Annotated in this window: 15 protein-coding genes, 2 tRNA genes and 1 pseudogene; 17 read left to right on the top strand and 1 reads right to left on the bottom strand. The window is 64.7% G+C overall.

Features of this window, described 5'->3' with window-relative positions; translation table 11 throughout:
• The first annotated feature begins 1 nt into the window (after window position 1).
• The 8 genes from ACK4S9_RS13870 to ACK4S9_RS13835 all read left to right on the top strand — a co-directional run bounded on the left by ACK4S9_RS13870 (window position 2) and on the right by ACK4S9_RS13835 (window position 9220).
• Window positions 2-688 (top strand): response regulator, encoded by a 687-nt coding sequence (locus ACK4S9_RS13870; RefSeq protein WP_409726491.1) that lies wholly within the window; start codon window positions 2-4, stop codon window positions 686-688.
• A gap of 17 nt (window positions 689-705) precedes the next feature.
• Window positions 706-1998: a phosphate regulon sensor histidine kinase PhoR gene (gene phoR, locus ACK4S9_RS13865; RefSeq protein ID WP_409726489.1), complete on the top strand. Its 1293-nt coding sequence runs from the start codon at window positions 706-708 to the stop codon at window positions 1996-1998.
• A gap of 94 nt (window positions 1999-2092) precedes the next feature.
• The gene (locus ACK4S9_RS13860; protein WP_409726487.1) at window positions 2093-3010 is read left to right on the top strand and encodes a patatin-like phospholipase family protein; all 918 of its coding nucleotides are present in this window, start codon (window positions 2093-2095) and stop codon (window positions 3008-3010) included.
• A gap of 11 nt (window positions 3011-3021) precedes the next feature.
• A complete protein-coding gene (locus ACK4S9_RS13855) occupies window positions 3022-3432 on the top strand; it encodes a GlcG/HbpS family heme-binding protein (protein WP_409726485.1) in 411 nt (136 codons plus the stop codon).
• 329 nt (window positions 3433-3761) lie between these two features.
• On the top strand, window positions 3762-4925 hold the full coding sequence (gene carA / locus ACK4S9_RS13850; protein ID WP_409726483.1) for a glutamine-hydrolyzing carbamoyl-phosphate synthase small subunit: 1164 nt from the start codon (window positions 3762-3764) through the stop codon (window positions 4923-4925).
• Window positions 4926-8156, top strand: coding sequence for a carbamoyl-phosphate synthase large subunit (carB, locus tag ACK4S9_RS13845; RefSeq protein ID WP_409726481.1), 3231 nt, complete (start codon window positions 4926-4928; stop codon window positions 8154-8156). It abuts the gene before it with no gap.
• A gap of 102 nt (window positions 8157-8258) precedes the next feature.
• Window positions 8259-8738: a transcription elongation factor GreA gene (gene greA, locus ACK4S9_RS13840; RefSeq protein ID WP_231057605.1), complete on the top strand. Its 480-nt coding sequence runs from the start codon at window positions 8259-8261 to the stop codon at window positions 8736-8738.
• Window positions 8738-9220 (top strand): DUF4149 domain-containing protein, encoded by a 483-nt coding sequence (locus ACK4S9_RS13835; protein WP_409726478.1) that lies wholly within the window; start codon window positions 8738-8740, stop codon window positions 9218-9220. The genes greA and ACK4S9_RS13835 overlap by 1 nt, the downstream gene beginning before the upstream one ends.
• Before the next feature lie 64 nt (window positions 9221-9284).
• Here ACK4S9_RS13835 and yhbY read toward each other — a convergent pair whose 3' ends face one another.
• The gene (gene yhbY / locus ACK4S9_RS13830) at window positions 9285-9755 is read right to left on the bottom strand and encodes a ribosome assembly RNA-binding protein YhbY (protein ID WP_258827947.1); all 471 of its coding nucleotides are present in this window, start codon (window positions 9753-9755) and stop codon (window positions 9285-9287) included.
• Window positions 9756-9798: 43 nt separating this feature from the next.
• Between yhbY and ACK4S9_RS13825 the strand changes: the two genes are divergently transcribed.
• The 9 genes and pseudogenes from ACK4S9_RS13825 to ACK4S9_RS13785 all read left to right on the top strand — a co-directional run.
• Window positions 9799-10446: an RlmE family RNA methyltransferase gene (locus tag ACK4S9_RS13825; RefSeq protein ID WP_409726476.1), complete on the top strand. Its 648-nt coding sequence runs from the start codon at window positions 9799-9801 to the stop codon at window positions 10444-10446.
• 216 nt (window positions 10447-10662) lie between these two features.
• On the top strand, window positions 10663-12546 hold the full coding sequence (gene ftsH, locus ACK4S9_RS13820; protein WP_409726474.1) for an ATP-dependent zinc metalloprotease FtsH: 1884 nt from the start codon (window positions 10663-10665) through the stop codon (window positions 12544-12546).
• A gap of 76 nt (window positions 12547-12622) precedes the next feature.
• A complete protein-coding gene (gene folP / locus ACK4S9_RS13815; protein WP_409726472.1) occupies window positions 12623-13471 on the top strand; it encodes a dihydropteroate synthase in 849 nt (282 codons plus the stop codon).
• A gap of 33 nt (window positions 13472-13504) precedes the next feature.
• Complete coding sequence (glmM, locus tag ACK4S9_RS13810) at window positions 13505-14845, top strand: phosphoglucosamine mutase (RefSeq protein ID WP_409726470.1); 1341 nt, start codon at window positions 13505-13507, stop codon at window positions 14843-14845.
• Window positions 14846-14915: 70 nt separating this feature from the next.
• Window positions 14916-14992: transfer RNA gene (locus ACK4S9_RS13805), tRNA-Pro, on the top strand.
• 69 nt (window positions 14993-15061) lie between these two features.
• Window positions 15062-15138, top strand: a tRNA-Arg gene (locus ACK4S9_RS13800).
• Between the two features lie 30 nt (window positions 15139-15168).
• Window positions 15169-15510, top strand: a complete 342-nt coding sequence (locus ACK4S9_RS13795; RefSeq protein WP_409726468.1) for a DUF5710 domain-containing protein — start codon at window positions 15169-15171, stop codon at window positions 15508-15510.
• 107 nt (window positions 15511-15617) lie between these two features.
• Window positions 15618-16607 carry an MBL fold metallo-hydrolase gene (locus ACK4S9_RS13790; protein ID WP_409726466.1) on the top strand — a complete coding sequence of 330 codons (990 nt, stop codon included), beginning with the start codon at window positions 15618-15620 and terminating at the stop codon, window positions 16605-16607.
• A gap of 106 nt (window positions 16608-16713) precedes the next feature.
• A pseudogene (locus ACK4S9_RS13785) lies at window positions 16714-17075 on the top strand (hypothetical protein); the annotation flags it as partial.

Here is a 17075-nt window from a genome sequence, read left to right as displayed (position 1 = left end):
CATGGCGGACAACACGAGCGTCCTGGTGGTCGAGGACGAGCCGGCGATCGTCGAACTGGTGAAGTACTCGCTGCGCGAAGCGGGCTGGGACATCCGCAGCGCCGACAGCGTGAACGACGCCTGGGACAGCATCAAGCGCGGCAAGCCCGACCTGGTGCTGCTGGACTGGATGCTGCCCGACCAGAGCGGCCTGCGCCTGCTGTCGCGCCTGCGCAGCGACCGCGACTTCCAGGAAATCCCGGTCATCATGCTGACCGCCAAGAGCATGGAAGAAGACAAGCTGGCGGGCCTGAACACGGGCGCGGACGATTACGTCACCAAGCCGTTCTCGCCGCGCGAACTGCTGGCGCGCGCACGCGCGCTGCTGCGCCGCAAGAGCCCGCACCTGGCCGAGGCGCCGCTGCGCGCCGGCAGCGTGGTGCTGGACCCGAACAGCTGCACGGTGACGGTCGAGAACCAGCAGATCGAGATCGGCAACGCCGAGTACAAGCTGCTCAAGTTCCTGCTGGCGCACCGCGAGCGCGTGTTCTCGCGCGCCCAGCTGCTCGACAAGGTATGGGGCGACCATGCCGTGATCGAGGAGCGCACGGTGGACGTGCACGTGCTGAGGCTGCGCAAGGCCCTGAAGAGTGCCGATGGCCTGATCCGCACGGTGCGCAGCGTCGGCTACATGCTGTCCGAGAAGTAAAGGTGGCGATGCGCTCGATGAACCCGAAGCTGCTGTTCTGGGTGCCGGCGCTGCTGCGCCTGGGCCTCATGTTCGCCGCCGCCGGCATCGTCTGGTGGATGTCGGGCCTGGTCGAGGCCCTGGTCTTCTCCGTGGCGGCGCTGGTGATCGGGCTGTTCCTGCAGCTGCGCTACCTGCACGACCTGGACGAATGGCTGAGCGACCCGCACTCGAGCCGGCTGCCGGACGGCTGGGGCGCCTGGACCGACGTGTTCGCGCGCCTGTACCGCCTGCGGCGCGAGGACGAGCGCCACCAGACCGAGATGGCCGAATGGCTGGCGCGCTTCCGCCAGGCCATGCAGCTGCTGCCGGAGGGCGTGGTCATCATGGACGACGTCCTGTTCCTGGAATGGTGCAACGAGGCGGCCGAGCGCCACCTGGGCCTGACCATGGCGCGCGACAAGGGCCTGCGCGTGACCAACCTGGTGCGCCATCCGGAATTCATCGACTACGTGATCCTGGGCCGCTACGAGCAGCCGCTGACGCTGTCCTTCCGCGGCCGCAAGCTCGAATGCCGCATCATCCCGTTCGAAAACCGGCGCCAGATCCTGGTGACCCACGACGCCACCGATACCGAACGCATCGAGGCGATGCGCCGCGACTTCATCGCCAACGCCTCGCACGAGCTGCGCACGCCGCTTACCGTCATCGTCGGCTTCCTCGAGATCGCGATGTCCGATCCGGGGCTGGACGTGGCCACCCGCACCGCCCACCTGGAACTGATGACCGATCAGGCGCAGCGCATGCAGCGCCTGATCGGTGACATGCTGACCCTGTCGCGCCTGGAGTCGGACGAATTCCCGTTCAAGCGCGAGCGGGTCGACATGCGCGCCATGGTCGACTCGGTGGCGGCCGAGACGCGCGCGCTCTCCGGCGGGCGGCACCAGGTCGAGGTGTCCTTCGACGGCCCCGACGTGATGGGCAGCCTGGAAGAGCTGCGCAGCGCGTTCGCCAACCTGGCCTCGAATGCGGTGCGCTACTCGCCCGACGGCGGCACCATCCGGCTGGCCTGGAGCCGCGGCCCGGACGCCCTGCGCTTCACGGTGACGGATAGCGGCATCGGCATCGAGCCGATCCATCTTTCGCGCCTGACCGAGCGTTTCTACCGGGTCGACAAGAGCCGTTCGCGCGAAACCCAGGGGACCGGGCTGGGACTGGCGATCGTCAAGCACGTGCTGCTGCGGCACGGCGGACGATTGCAGATCAGTTCGGTGCCGGGGAAGGGGAGCAGTTTCACCGCGGTGCTGCCGAATACCTCGCTGCCGGGCTGAGCCGGCCCGGAAAGGGAACCACGCCGTCGGGCGGCCTTGCCCCGCATTGCTGTGCACGGGGTACAATCTTGTTTCGTTCTTTTCGGCACTCCCTATGTTCTCTCGTCGTAGCTCCCTGATCGCCTGCGCCGCGCTCCTGCTTTCCGCCTGCGGCAGCACCCCGACCCAGCCTCCCGCAACGCCCGTCGCCCAGCAGGTGACGCCGCCCGCGCCGCCGCGCAAAGTGAGGATCGGCCTCGCCCTCGGCGGCGGCGCCGCCCGTGGCTTCGCCCACATCGGCGTGATCAAGGCGCTCGAAGCCCAGGGCATCGTGCCCGAGATCGTGGTCGGCACCAGTGCCGGCTCGGTGGTCGGCTCCCTGTACGCCTCCGGCCTGAACGGTTTCGCATTGCAAAAGACCGCGCTGGCCATGGACGAGGCCACGATTTCCGACTGGGCCTTGCCGCTGTTCGGCAAGTCGACCGGCGTGCTCAAGGGCGAGGCGCTGCAGAACTACGTCAACAAGGCCGTGGGCAACGTGCCGATGGAGCGTTTGAAGATCCGCTTCGGCGCCGTCGCCACCGACCTCAAGACCGGCCAGCCGATCCTCTTCAACAAGGGCAATACCGGCATGGCCGTGCGCGCCTCCTCGGCGGTGCCGAGCGTGTTTCAGCCGGTGAAGATCGGCGCTAATTCGTATGTCGATGGCGGCCTGGTGGCCCCGGTGCCAGTCAAGTTCACCAAGGACATGGGCGCCGATTTCATTATCGCGGTCAACATTTCGAGTGCAACAGAAGGGGCCGCCACCGCCAGTTCGCTTGACGTCCTGATGCAGACCTTCAGTATCATGGGTCAGCGCCTGAATCACTTCGAGCTGAAGGAAGCCGATGTCGTGATCACGCCGAACCTCGGCAACATGGGCAGTGCCGACTTCAGCAACCGCAACCTGGCGATCCTCGCCGGCGAGCAGGCGGCCGCCGCCGTCATGCCCCAGATCAAGGCCAAGCTCAAGGCCAAACAACAGCCTCAATGAACGGACTCATCATGCAAACCAAGCCCTTCCTCACCCTCGAAGACGTCAAGAAGATCGCCGCGGGCGCCGAAGCCGAGGCGCTACGCAACAATTGGGCGGTCTCGTTTGCCATCGTGGACGACGGCGGCCACCTTCTGTGGTTCCAGCGTCTCGACGGCGCCGCGCCGGCCTCGTCCCATATCGCGCCGGCCAAGGCCCGGACCGCGGCCCTTGGCCGCCGTGAGTCGAAGATCTACGAAGACGTGATCAACAACGGCCGCGTGTCCTTCCTGTCGGCGCCGGAGCTTGAAGGCATGCTGGAAGGCGGCGTACCGGTGGTGGTCGACGGCCACGTGATCGGCGCCGTCGGCGTCTCGGGCGTAAAGTCGACCGAGGATGCGCAGATCGCCAAGGCCGGCATCGCGGCCTTGACGGGCGCCTGAGCGCCGGGCTCGTCACCTTGCTGTGAGTCGAAGGCACCTGCGGGTGCCTTTTTCTTTTATTTCACAGAAGCAGCAAAACATCCTTTTGCGCGCCGCTTTCGCACACGTTTGGGCAAAATCAGCGCCACTTTTGTAGAATTGCTGCATTGCCGAATAGGTCCATTCCGCGCTATAATTCGGAAGTTTAACCATTCACACATTTGCCGTAGCGCCTACCCACCATCCCTCATTCAACTAGATGTCCAGCTACCGGCAAGCAGTCTCCGCCCGGGTTTGTTGGATGCCGGTCTGACGTGGCGAAGCTACGGTAACTTTATTGGGAGTTACCCTTGCCGCCATTTTTTTCTGGCCCAGCCGTCCCGGCCATCCTGGCCCTCGCTGACGGAACGATTTTCAAAGGAGTTTCCATTGGTGCCACCGGTCACACGACCGGCGAAGTGGTGTTCAACACCGCGATTACCGGCTACCAGGAAATCCTCACCGACCCCAGCTACTCGCGTCAGATCGTTACCCTGACGTACCCGCACATCGGCAACTACGGCGTCAACCCGGCCGACGTCGAGGCATCCAAGGTCCACGCCGCCGGCCTGATCATCCGTGACCTGCCGCTGCTGGCATCGAATTTCCGTTCCACTCAGTCGCTGTCGGACTACCTGAAGCAAGAAAACGTGGTCGCCATCGCCGGCATCGACACCCGCAAGCTGACCCGCATCCTGCGCGAGAAGGGTGCCCAGGCCGGCGCCATCCTGACCGGCATCCAGGGCAAGGAGCCGCTGGACACCCAGGCGCTGGAACTGGCGCGTTCCTTCCCGGGCCTGGCAGGCATGGACCTGGCCAAGGTCGTGTCCGTCAAGGAGCCCTATGTCTTTACCGAAACCGAGTGGAAGCTCGGCGAGGGCTTTGGCAAGCAGGACAATCCGAAATACCACGTGGTCGCCTTCGACTACGGCGTCAAGCGCAACATCCTGCGCATGCTGGCCGAGCGCGGCTGCAAAGTGACCGTGCTGCCGGCGCAAGCCACCGCCGCCGATGCGCTCGCACTGAACCCGGACGGCATCTTCCTGGCCAACGGCCCGGGCGACCCGGAGCCGTGCGACTATGCGATCAAGGCAAGCGCGGAGCTGATCGAGAAGGGCATCCCGACCTTCGGCATCTGCCTCGGCCACCAGATCATGGCGCTGGCATCCGGCGCCAAGACCATGAAGATGAAGTTCGGCCACCACGGCGCCAACCACCCGGTGCAGGACCTCGATTCGAAGAAGGTCCTGATCACCTCGCAGAACCACGGCTTCGCGGTCGATCCGGAGACGCTCCCTGGCAACTGCCGCGTCACCCACGTGTCGCTGTTCGACGGTTCGCTGCAGGGCTTCGAGCGTACCGACAAGCCAGCCTTCTGCTTCCAGGGCCACCCGGAAGCCTCGCCCGGCCCGACCGACGTCGCCTACCTGTTTGACCGCTTCATCGGCCTGATGCAAGCAGCGGAGAAAAAGTAAATGCCAAAACGTAGTGATATCAAAAGCATCCTGATCATCGGCGCGGGTCCGATCGTCATCGGCCAAGCGGTCGAATTCGACTATTCGGGCGCCCAGGCCTGCAAGGCCCTGCGCGAAGAAGGCTATAAGGTCATCCTGGTCAACTCGAACCCGGCGACCATCATGACCGACCCGGAAACGGCGGACGTCACCTACATCGAGCCGATCACCTGGAAGGTCGTCGAGCGCATCATCGACAAGGAGCGTCCGGACGCGATCCTGCCGACCATGGGCGGCCAGACCGCGCTGAACTGCGCGCTCGACCTGCACCACAACGGCGTGCTGGAAAAATACAATGTCGAGCTGATCGGCGCCACGCCGGAAGCGATCGACAAGGCCGAAGACCGCGCCAAGTTCAAGGAAGCGATGACCAAGATCGGTCTCGGTTCGGCGCGTTCGGGCATCGCCCACTCGATGGAAGAGGCCTGGGGCGTGCAGCGCGAGCTGGGCTTCCCGACCATCATCCGCCCGTCCTTCACCATGGGCGGCAGCGGCGGCGGCATCGCCTACAACGAGGAAGAATTCGAGCAGATCTGCAAGCGCGGCCTGGAAGCCTCGCCGACCAGCGAACTCCTGATCGAAGAGTCGCTGCTCGGCTGGAAAGAGTACGAGATGGAAGTGGTCCGCGACAAAAAGGACAACTGCATCATCATCTGCTCGATCGAAAACCTGGATCCGATGGGTGTCCACACGGGCGACTCGATCACCGTCGCGCCGGCGCAGACGCTGACCGACAAGGAATACCAGATCATGCGCAACGCGTCGATCAACGTGCTGCGCGAGATCGGCGTCGACACCGGCGGTTCGAACGTGCAGTTCGCGATCAATCCGAAGGACGGCCGCATGATCGTCATCGAGATGAACCCGCGCGTGTCGCGTTCCTCGGCGCTGGCCTCGAAGGCCACCGGCTTCCCGATCGCCAAGGTCGCGGCCAAGCTGGCCGTCGGCTTCACGCTGGACGAGCTGCGCAACGAGATCACCGGCGGCGCGACCCCGGCATCCTTCGAGCCGTCGATCGACTACGTGGTTACCAAGATCCCGCGCTTCACGTTTGAAAAATTCCCGACCGCGGACAAGCACCTGACCACCCAGATGAAGTCGGTGGGCGAGGTGATGGCCATGGGCCGCACCTTCCAGGAATCCTTCCAGAAAGCCCTGCGCGGCCTGGAAGTGGGCGTGGACGGCCTGAACGAGAAGACCCGCGACCGCGAGAAGATCGAAGAGGAACTCGGCGAGCCGGGCCCGGAGCGCATCTGGTACGTGGGCGACGCGTTCGCCCAGGGCTTCACCCTGGAAGAAGTGTACAACCTGACCAAGATCGACCCGTGGTTCCTGGTGCAGATCAAGGAGATCGTCGACATCGAACTGTGGCTGGATCACCAGAAGCTGGAAAACCTGGACAAGCCGCTGCTCTACAAGCTCAAGCAGAAGGGCTTCTCGGACCGCCGCCTGGCCTTCCTGATGCAGACCACGCCGCAAGCGGTGCGCGCGCGCCGCCACGAGCTGGGCATTCGCCCGGTGTACAAGCGCGTCGACACCTGCGCCGCCGAGTTTGCGACCAATACGGCCTACATGTACTCGACCTACGACGAGGAGTGCGAGTCCAACCCGACCGACAAGAAGAAGATCATGGTGCTGGGCGGTGGCCCGAACCGTATCGGCCAGGGCATCGAATTCGACTATTGCTGCGTGCACGCGGCCCTCGCCATGCGCGAAGACGGCTACGAGACCATCATGGTCAACTGCAACCCGGAGACCGTGTCGACCGACTACGACACCTCGGACCGCCTGTACTTCGAATCGCTGACCCTGGAAGACGTGCTGGAAATCGTCGACCTGGAAAAACCCGAAGGCGTGATCGTCCAGTACGGCGGCCAGACCCCGCTCAAGCTGGCGCTCGACCTCGAAGCCAACGGCGTGCCGATCATCGGCACCTCGCCGGACATGATCGACGCGGCCGAAGACCGCGAGCGCTTCCAGCAGCTGCTGCAGAAGCTCGGCCTGCGCCAGCCGCCGAACCGCACCGCGCGCACCGAAACCGACGCCCTGGCGCTGGCCGACGAGATCGGCTACCCGCTGGTGGTGCGCCCGTCCTACGTGCTGGGCGGCCGTGCCATGGAGATCGTCCACGAGCAGCGCGACCTCGAGCGCTACATGCGCGAAGCGGTCAAGGTCTCGCACGATTCGCCGGTGCTGCTGGACCGCTTCCTGAACGACGCCATCGAAGTCGACGTCGACTGCATCTCGGACGGCGAAGCCACCTTCATCGGCGGCGTGATGGAGCACATCGAACAGGCCGGCGTGCACTCGGGCGACTCGGCCTGCTCGCTGCCGCCGTACTCGCTGTCGCCGGAGACCATCGCCGAGCTGAAGCACCAGACTTCGCTGATGGCCAAGGCGCTGAACGTGGTCGGCCTGATGAACGTGCAGTTCGCGATCCAGCAGTCGGAAGTCGACGGCAAGACGGTTGATACCGTGTTCGTGCTGGAAGTGAACCCGCGCGCTTCGCGTACCGTGCCTTTCGTCTCGAAGGCGACCGGCCTGCAGTTGGCCAAGATCGCGGCGCGCTGCATGGTCGGCCAGACCCTGGCCCAGCAGGGCGTCACCAAGGAGGTGACCCCGCCGTTCTACAGCGTCAAGGAAGTCGTGTTCCCGTTCGTGAAGTTCCCGGGCGTCGACACCATCCTGGGCCCGGAGATGAAGTCGACCGGCGAAGTGATGGGCGTGGGCGAGACCTTCGGCGAAGCCTTCGTGAAGTCGCAGCTGGCCGCCGGCATCATCCTGCCGACCAAGGGCACGGTATTCCTGTCGGTGAAGGGTGCGGACAAGCCGCGCGCCGTCTCGGTGGCGCGCGAACTGGTGGCGCTGGGCTTCTCGCTGGTGGCCACCAAGGGCACCGCGGCCGTCATCGAAGCGGCCGGCATCCCGGTGCGCCAGGTGAACAAGGTGCTGGAAGGCCGTCCGCACGTGGTCGACATGATCAAGAACCGCGAGATCGTCATGGTGGTGAACACCGTGGAAGAGAAGCGTTCGGCGATCACCGACTCGCGCACCATCCGTACCTCGGCCCTGCAGTCGCGCGTGGTCACCTACACGACCATCGCCGGCGCGGAAGCCGCGATCGAGGGCATGCGCTGCCTGGACGAGCTGCGCGTCTACGATTTACAAGGTCTCCATAAAACCTTAAACTAAGCAGCACGTAGTACCAAACAACCACAGAGCTCGCGCGGCCTGCGCCGCGCGCCTCTGTGGTTTTGGTTTGGTGCGTCCAATCACGAATCAACGTAGAGCGACATGAACACTACCGTACCACTGACCAAATACGGCGCCGAACTCCTGAAGGAAGAGCTGCACCAGCTCAAGACCAAGGAGCGCCGTATCGTGATCGATGCGATCGCCGAAGCGCGTTCGCACGGCGACCTGTCCGAAAACGCCGAATACGATGCCGCGAAAGAGCGCCAGGCCTTCGTCGAGGGCCGCATCGCGGAACTCGAGGGCAAGCTGAGCGCCGCCCAGATCATCGACCCGGCCACGCTGGATGCGGAAGGCCGCGTCGTGTTCGCCTCGACCGTGGACCTGGAAGACCTGGAAAACGGCCAGAAGGTGAGCTACCAGATCGTCGGCCTCGACGAAGCCGACATCAAGCTGAACAAGGTGTCGGTGACCTCGCCGATCGCCCGCGCCCTGATCGGCAAGTATGCCGGCGACGTGGTCGAAGTGCAGGCGCCGTCGGGGCCGCGCGAATACGAAATCCTCGAAGTCCGCTACGTCTGATGACCGAGGCCCGGACGCCCGTGCCGTCCCGTTCCGTTTCCCGCATCGCGGCCGCACGGCTCCTGGTGGCGGTGCTGTGGGCGGGGACGCTGTGGGTGCTTGGCTACATCGCGGCGCCGGCGGTGTTCGCGGCGGTGCCAAGTACCGTGGCCGGCGACGTCGTCGCCGTCCTGCTGCACCGCCTGGGCTGGATCTCGCTCGGCTGTGCGGCCGCCATGCTGGTGTTGCTGCGCTGGTCCGGCGACCTCGACGCCGGGCGGCGCCGTTTTTTGAATTTGCTGGTGCTGGCCATGCTGGCCTGCGCGCTGGTGATGTGGATCGGACTGCAGCCGGGCATGGCGCAGATGCGCGAACTGGCGGGTCCGGGCGGGGTGAGGGCCTCGCCCTACTGGACGCAGTTCGCCGTGATGCACGGGGTGTCGCAGCTGTTCCATGTCATCGAGAGCGTACTGGCGGCCGTGCTGGTACTCAAGAGCCGCTGACCCGTCCACGGCCGGTGGACGAAAAAAAACCGGGTCACCCCGGTTTTCGCGCGGCGCGCGCCGATCACTTGTTCAGTGCATTCTTCTTGGTGGAAGCCTGGCGCGGCTTGGCGCGCTTGATGTTGCCGCCCGCCGTCACGCGCTCGTTTCCTTTCAGCATGACCTTGGTGACGCTCGGCTTCTTGGTGCCGCTGGCGCTGGCCTTGACGATGGTGACCTCGCGCATGCCCTTGCCGGCCTTGCTGCTGCGTTCCTTGACGGCTTCCTTCTTTGGACGGTAGAGCACCAGCAGCTTGCCGATGTGCTGGACAGGCGCCGCGTCGAGTTCCGCGCAAATCTGTTCATACATGGCGATGCGGGCTTCGCGGTCGTCGCCGAACACGCGCACCTTGATCAGGCCGTGCGCGTCCAGGCTGGAAGCGATTTCCTTCATGACCGATTCGGTCAGGCCGGATTCGCCGATCATGACGACTGGGTTGAGTCCGTGGGCTTCGGCGCGCAGTGCGCTGCGCTCGGCCGGAGTGAGTTTAAGCATAATAATTTTTTGGATGTACCTTTAAAAGCAGTATTCTACGCGAATGGCCAAGAACAAATTAAACAAAAACTGGTTGCACGACCATATTAACGACCCCTACGTCAAACTGGCCCAGAAAGAGGGTTACCGTGCGCGCGCGGCCTACAAGCTCAAGGAAATCGACGAAAGCGAAAAGCTGATCAAGCCGGGCCAGGTCATCGTCGACCTCGGCTGCACCCCCGGCAGCTGGGCCCAGTACACCCGGCGCAAGCTGGCCGGCGCCGACGGTGGCGGCATCCACGGCATCATCATCGGGCTCGACATGCTGCCGATGGAGCCGATCGCCGACGTCCAGTATATCCAGGGCGATTTTCGCGAAGAAGAGGTGCTGGTCCAGCTCGACGAATTGCTGCAGGGGCGCAAGGCCGACCTGGTGCTGTCCGACATGGCGCCCAACCTGTCCGGCATCCCGACCGCGGATGCGGCGCGGATGGAACACCTGATCGACCTGGCCGTTGAGTTTTCTCAAATGCACATGAAACCGGGTGGGGCATTACTGGTCAAGTGCTTTAAAGATATGGGATTTACCCAGATACTGGAAAAGTTTCGAACCGAATTCAAGACCGTCAAGCAGGTCAAACCAAAGGCGAGCCGGGACAAATCCTCGGAAATTTTCCTGCTTGGGCGCGGTCTGAAGAATCCAGTAGCGTAAAAAGCGATCCAGACCAGCGTTTTGCCCTTGATATTCGGCGCGGCAACCGCACATCAGCCGCGTGAGGCCGCTTACGCATGCCATGCGTGGCCGGTTTGGCAAGAAAAAATGACATTTCAGCACTATTGCGTCGCTTGCGTAGCAGCGTCGGCTTATTGCGGTTAAAATCGTCATACTGAAATCGGTAGAGATGCAATCCGCATCGGAGGAGTTTTCGTGAATAATATGTTTTCCAAATCCGCCATCTGGGTGGTCGTTGCGCTGCTGTTGTTCATGCTGTTCAAGCAGTTCGACAACCACAGCGTCGCCGGCGGCAGCAAGACCATCGCTTATTCCGAGCTTCTCGATGAGGTGAAGGCGCGTCGCATCAAGGACGTCGTGATCGAGGGTTCGAATATCACCGCGACCACGCAGGAAGGCACCAAGGTCCGCGCCACCGCGACCATCCTCGACCGCGGCCTGATCGGCGACCTGCGCGAGGCCGGCGTGCGCTTCGACGTGAAGCCGCCGGAGGAACCCTCGTTCCTGCAGCAGGTCTTCATTTCCTGGTTCCCGATGCTCTTGCTCATCGGCGTATGGGTCTTCTTCATGCGTCAGATGCAGGGCGGCGGCAAGGGCGGCGCGTTCTCCTTCGGCAAGTCGAAGGCGCGCATGCTCGATGAAACCAACAACACCGTCACCTTCGCCGACGTCGCCGGTTGCGACGAAGCGAAAGAAGAAGTCTCGGAAATCGTCGACTTCCTGAAAGACCCGACCAAGTTCCAGAAGCTGGGTGGCCGTATTCCGCGCGGCGTGCTGATGGTCGGTCCTCCGGGTACCGGTAAAACCCTGCTGGCGCGCGCCATCGCCGGCGAAGCCAAGGTGCCGTTCTTCTCGATCTCCGGTTCCGACTTCGTCGAGATGTTCGTCGGCGTCGGTGCGTCGCGTGTTCGCGACATGTTCGAGAACGCCAAGAAGCATTCGCCCTGCATCATTTTCATCGACGAGATCGACGCCGTCGGCCGCCATCGTGGCGCCGGCATGGGCGGCGGCAACGACGAGCGCGAGCAGACCCTGAACCAGTTGCTGGTCGAGATGGACGGCTTCGAAGCTTCCTCGGGCGTCATCGTGATCGCCGCCACCAACCGCGCCGACGTGCTCGATAAAGCGCTGCTGCGTCCGGGCCGTTTCGACCGCCAGGTGATGGTGGGCCTGCCGGACATCCGCGGCCGCGAGCAGATCCTGAACGTGCACATGCGTAAAGTGCCGATCGGAACCGACGTCAAGGCCGACATCCTGGCGCGCGGCACCCCGGGCTTCTCGGGCGCCGACCTGGCCAACCTGGTCAACGAGGCAGCCCTGTTCGCGGCGCGCCGCAGCAAGCGCCTGGTCGAGATGATCGACTTCGAAGACGCGAAGGACAAGATCTACATGGGTCCGGAGCGCAAGTCGATGGTCATGCGCGAGGAAGAGCGCCGCAACACGGCCTACCACGAGTCGGGCCACGCGGTGGTCGCCAAGCTGCTGCCGAAGGCCGACCCGGTCCACAAGGTCACGATCATGCCGCGCGGCTATGCCCTGGGCCTGACCTGGCAGCTGCCTGAGCACGACAACCTGTCTGGCTACAAGGACAAGATGCTCGAAGAAATCTCGATCCTGTTCGGCGGCCGTATCGCCGAAGAGATCTTCGTCGGCCAGATGTCCACCGGCGCCTCGAACGACTTTGCCCGCGCGACCAAGCTGGCGCGTTCGATGGTCACCCGCTTCGGCATGTCCGAGAGCATGGGCGTGATGGTCTACGAAGACAGCGAGAACGAAGGCTTCTTCGGCGGCGCCACCAAGACCATCTCGGAAGCGACGCAGCAGAAGGTCGACGCCGAGATCCGCAACATCCTCGACACGCAGTACGCGCTGGCGCGCCGCCTGCTGGAGGAGAATCGCGACAAGGTCGAAGTGATGACCAAGGCGCTGCTCGACTGGGAAACCATCGATGCCGACCAGATCAACGACATCATGGCCGGCCGCGAGCCGCGCCAGCCGAAGACCGGTCTGCTCACCAAGCGTAACCCGCCGAGCGACAGTGGCGGCGGCGTGGCGCCGAACGCCACTGCACCGGCCTGATTTGAGCGCCTAGTTCTACCCCAGCAAAAGGCATCCCCGGATGCCTTTTGCGCGTTAACGCCATCCCATACTCTCCATGCCCAAGAATCTGCAATGCGGCCAGTACAGCTTCGCGCTGGAAGGCCCGGATGCCGCCCGCCCGGTCGTGATGGGCATCCTCAACGTCACCCCCGATTCCTTCTCCGATGGCGGCCGCTACCAGGGCCTCGAATTTGCGCTGTCACATGCCGAGGCCATGATCCGCGACGGCGCCACCATGATCGATGTCGGCGGCGAGTCGACCCGCCCGGGCTCGCCCAGCGTGCCGGTGGCCGAAGAACTGGCGCGCGTGATACCGACCCTGTATGCGCTGCGTACCCTCGACTGCGCACTGTCGGTCGACACCTGCAAGCCGGAAGTCATGGTGGAAGCCATCATCGCCGGCGCCGACATGATCAACGACATCAACGGCTTTCGCGCACCGGGCGCCATCGAGGCGGTGCGCGACAGCGACTGCGGGCTGTGCGTCATGCACATGCAGGCCACGCCGCAGACCATGCAGCAGGCGCCGGCTTACCTCGACGTCGTGGGCGAGGTGATCGATTTCCTGCGCGAGCGCGTGGATAGCCTGGAGCGCGCCGGCATCGACCGGGAACGCATCTGCATCGATCCGGGATTCGGCTTCGGCAAGACCGTCGAGCACAACTATGCGCTGCTGCGCCAACTCGGCCGCATCCGCGACGAGCTCGGTTTACCGGTGCTGGCGGGGCTGTCGCGCAAGTCCATGATCGGCGCCGTTACGGGCCGGCCGGTGGAGGGGCGCGCGGCGGGCAGCATCGGCGGGGCATTGGCTGCGGTGGCGCATGGCGCTAAAATTGTGCGTGTGCATGATGTAGCCGAGACGGCCGATGCCTTGAAGGTATGGCTCGCCGCCACCCAAGACTAAAACAGCAAGATTAATTCGCGAAAGAGTAAAAGAATGGCACGGAAATATTTTGGTACGGATGGTGTTCGCGGCCTCGTGGGGGTAGCGCCAATTACGCCCGAATTCGTCATGCGCCTCGGCTATGCCGCCGGCACGGTGCTGGCCAAGGGGGCGAAGTCGAGCAGCGGCCGTCCTGTCGTCCTGATCGGCAAGGACACCCGTATTTCCGGCTACATGCTGGAAGCTGCGCTGGAAGCGGGCTTCTCGGCGGCCGGGGTCGACGTAATGCTGGCCGGGCCGATGCCGACCCCGGCGATCGCCTACTTGACCCGTGCGCTGCGCCTGCAGGCAGGCGTCGTGATCTCGGCTTCGCACAATCCCTTCCAGGACAACGGCATCAAGTTCTTCTCGGAGCACGGCACCAAGCTGCCGGACGCGGTGGAGCTGGAGATCGAAGAGGCGATCGACCAGCCGATGGGCTGCGTGCCTTCGGACAAGCTGGGCCGCGCCACCCGCCTGCGCGACGCCCAGGGCCGTTATATCGAGTTCTGCAAGAGCACCTTCCCGAACGAGCTGGACCTGCGCGGCCTCAAGATCGTGGTCGACAGCGCCCACGGCGCGGCCTATAACATCGCCCCGCACGTGTTCCATGAACTCGGCGCCGAGGTCGTGTCGATCGGCGCCACGCCCGACGGCTTCAACATCAACGCCGGCGTCGGCGCGACCGCGCCGAAAGCGCTGTCCGAAGCGGTGGTGGCCAACAAGGCCGACCTCGGCATCGCACTGGACGGCGACGCCGACCGCCTGATCATGGTCGACGCCACCGGCCGCGTCTACAACGGCGACGAGCTGCTCTACCTGATGGTGCGCGACCGCATGTCGACCGGCCCGGTGGCGGGCGCCGTCGGCACCCTGATGACCAATATGGCGCTGGAAGTGGCATTCAAGCAGATGGGGGTAGGCTTCGCGCGCGCCAAGGTGGGCGACCGCTACGTGCTGGAAGTGATGCAGGAGCGCGGCTGGCTGTTCGGCGGCGAGAGCTCGGGCCACCTGCTGGCGCTGGACAAGCACACCACCGGCGACGGCATCGTGTCGGCGCTGCAGGTGCTGTCGGCGCTCAAGCGCAGCGGCAAGTCGCTGGCCGAATGCTGCAGCGAACTGCAGCTCTATCCCCAGACCCTGATCAACAAGAAGGTGACGCCGGGCTTCGACTGGACCCAGAACGGGGCCGTGGTGGCCGAGAAGGAAGCGGTCGAACGCGAGCTGGGCGAGTCGGGCCGCGTGCTGATCCGCGCCTCGGGGACCGAACCCTTGATCCGCGTCATGGTCGAGGCCAAGGAAGCCGATGTCGCCGAAAACATGGCGCGCCGCATCGCCGACAAGCTGGCCGCCTGAAGGCCGCTGCGCCATGAGGCGCGCGCCAATTTGACGCGCCTTCGTTGCGGGAGTATCATCAAGCCCACATCGGAGTGTAGCGCAGCCCGGTAGCGCACCTGGTTTGGGACCAGGGGGTCCAAGGTTCGAATCCTTGTACTCCGACCAAAGCTTCCTCCGCGGGCTGTCGTTCGACAGCCCGTTTCATTTCCGGCCGTTTCATGCGTGCCGTCTGAACTGCCCATAGCTCAGTTGGATAGAGCATCAGCCTTCTAAGCTGAGGGTCGCTGGTTCGAACCCAGCTGGGCAGGCCATCCGTCGCGTGACTACTTTTTTCTGATCGCATGCTTTTCCTCAATGTTCCCTATGCCGAGAAGGATGAAGCGAAAGCCCTTGGCGCCCGCTGGAATCCCACCAAACGCCGCTGGTACGTGCCCGACGGCGTCGCCACCGCCGCCTTCGCCAAATGGGCCGGGCAGGGCGCCGATGCTGCTGCCGGCGGCCCAGCCGCGCCAGGCGGGCGCGTCGACAGTTACCAGGGCAAGACGGTAACGGGCACCAACTACGTCGCGCTCGAGCACGACTGCAATCCCTTCGAGGCCTGCCCGCAATGCGCGGCGGCCTTGCTTGGCACCGAATGGCAGAAGGCGCGCCAGCACCTGGCCGGCCTGGTCGCCAAGCTGTAATCCCTGCAGCCGCATGCAGGCAAGCGAACGACGCCCACGGCGCTGCCGTGTTAACGTTCCGGCAGCAGTGCGCGCCGTCCCGGCGGGCACGCTTTCGGAGACCGATCATGCCGTTCGCTCGACTGTTCCAGCCCTGCATCCGTCTTTGCCTGCGCCTGTCGCTCCTGCTTGCCGCGCTATGCGCCATGGTCCCGGCCGCCCAGGCCGACGCGACCGCCACGCCGGCCCAGGGCGAGACCTTCAGGCTGCAGCTGGCGGAGGATGGCGCCGCGGTGGCGGAGGCTGCGGATGCGAATACGGGCACCGTGCAGTTCATCGGCACCGCCACGGTCATCATCCGTTACCAGGGCTTCACGATCCTCACCGATCCCAACTTCCTGCACAAGGGCGACCACGTCCACCTCGGCTACGGCCTGAAATCGCAGCGCCTGACCAACCCGGCAATCCGCTTCGAAGACCTGCCGCCGATCGACCTGGTTGTGCTCTCGCATTTCCACGGCGACCATTTCGACCAATTGGTGCAGGAAAAGCTCAACCGCGCCACGCCCATCGTCACCACCAAGGAGGGCGGCGAGCGCCTCAAGCGCCTCGGATTCACGCGCATCTTCGGCCTGAGCAGCTGGGACCGGCTGGAAGTCGGCAAGGGCGCTTCGCGCCTGCGCGTGACCGCCACGCCCGGACGCCATGGCCCGGCGGGCGTGGCCGTGCTGCTGCCCAAGGTGATGGGTTCGGTGCTCGATTTCGGGCCCAACCCGGACCTGCCCGACTACCGCATGTACATCAGCGGCGACACCCTGGTCTACGACGACATCCGCGCCATCCCGCAGCGCTTCCCGAACATCGACCTGGCCCTGCTGCACCTGGGCGGCACCCGCATCCTGGGTGTGCTGAAGGTGACGATGGACGGCAAGGACGGCGTGCGCATGATGCAGGTCGTGCGCCCGAAGAAGACCGTGCCGATCCACTACAATGACTACGACGTGTTCAAGTCGCCGCTCGAGGACTTCGCGCGGGAAGTCAAGGCGGCCGGCCTGGAGAAGGACGTCATCTACCTCGCGCATGGCGAAACCTACACCTTCAGCCGGGTACGACGCTAGCAAAGCGGGCCGCACGGGCCCGACCTGCTTCAATCGTGCGCGCTCGCCTTGCTGCTGAGTAAACGCTATGATGCCAGCCTGACAATAATCGTTTCCCAGCCACGGCATGCATCGAGCGCAAGACTCCAGCCCGAACGATCCCCTCGCGCAGCGCGACCGGCGGCTCGTCACCGGCATTGTCGTCTCGGCGCTGTTGCACGGCCTGCTGTTGTCGCTCCAGTTCGGCATTCCCGGCGTCGATGCAGGTCCGGGCGGGCCGATCCAGGTCACGCTGGCGCCCCCAGCGCCGCCACCGGCCACATCCGCACCGTCGGAGCGGACGTTACCCGCGCCGCTGCCGCAACCCAGCGTCACGCCACCACGCTTGCCATTGGCGCCGCCGGTCGCCGCGGCGCCGGCCGGCGGGCTGCGCCTGCTCGATCCGCGCCCCGAGCCGGCCCCGCCGGCCGCGCCCGCGCAGCCGGTGCA

Source organism: Massilia sp., from assembly GCF_046293535.1.
Lineage (GTDB): Bacteria > Pseudomonadota > Gammaproteobacteria > Burkholderiales > Burkholderiaceae_D > Telluria.
The sequence above is the reverse complement of the archived record's forward strand: the minus strand, read 5'-3'. Positions and strand labels throughout refer to the sequence as shown.

Excerpts from the sequence above, each read along its gene's own strand:
- ACK4S9_RS13870 (WP_409726491.1), top strand. The coding sequence starts at position 2 with ATGGCGGACAACACGAGCGTCCTGGTGGTCGAGGACGAGCCGGCGATC.
- phoR (WP_409726489.1), top strand. The coding sequence starts at position 706 with ATGAACCCGAAGCTGCTGTTCTGGGTGCCGGCGCTGCTGCGCCTGGGC.
- ACK4S9_RS13860 (WP_409726487.1), top strand. The coding sequence starts at position 2,093 with ATGTTCTCTCGTCGTAGCTCCCTGATCGCCTGCGCCGCGCTCCTGCTT.
- ACK4S9_RS13855 (WP_409726485.1), top strand. The coding sequence starts at position 3,022 with ATGCAAACCAAGCCCTTCCTCACCCTCGAAGACGTCAAGAAGATCGCC.
- carB (WP_409726481.1), top strand. The coding sequence starts at position 4,926 with ATGCCAAAACGTAGTGATATCAAAAGCATCCTGATCATCGGCGCGGGT.
- greA (WP_231057605.1), top strand. The coding sequence starts at position 8,259 with ATGAACACTACCGTACCACTGACCAAATACGGCGCCGAACTCCTGAAG.
- ACK4S9_RS13835 (WP_409726478.1), top strand. The coding sequence starts at position 8,738 with ATGACCGAGGCCCGGACGCCCGTGCCGTCCCGTTCCGTTTCCCGCATC.
- yhbY (WP_258827947.1), bottom strand. The coding sequence starts at position 9,755 with ATGCTTAAACTCACTCCGGCCGAGCGCAGCGCACTGCGCGCCGAAGCC.
- ACK4S9_RS13825 (WP_409726476.1), top strand. The coding sequence starts at position 9,799 with ATGGCCAAGAACAAATTAAACAAAAACTGGTTGCACGACCATATTAAC.
- folP (WP_409726472.1), top strand. The coding sequence starts at position 12,623 with ATGCCCAAGAATCTGCAATGCGGCCAGTACAGCTTCGCGCTGGAAGGC.
- glmM (WP_409726470.1), top strand. The coding sequence starts at position 13,505 with ATGGCACGGAAATATTTTGGTACGGATGGTGTTCGCGGCCTCGTGGGG.
- ACK4S9_RS13795 (WP_409726468.1), top strand. The coding sequence starts at position 15,169 with ATGCTTTTCCTCAATGTTCCCTATGCCGAGAAGGATGAAGCGAAAGCC.
- ACK4S9_RS13790 (WP_409726466.1), top strand. The coding sequence starts at position 15,618 with ATGCCGTTCGCTCGACTGTTCCAGCCCTGCATCCGTCTTTGCCTGCGC.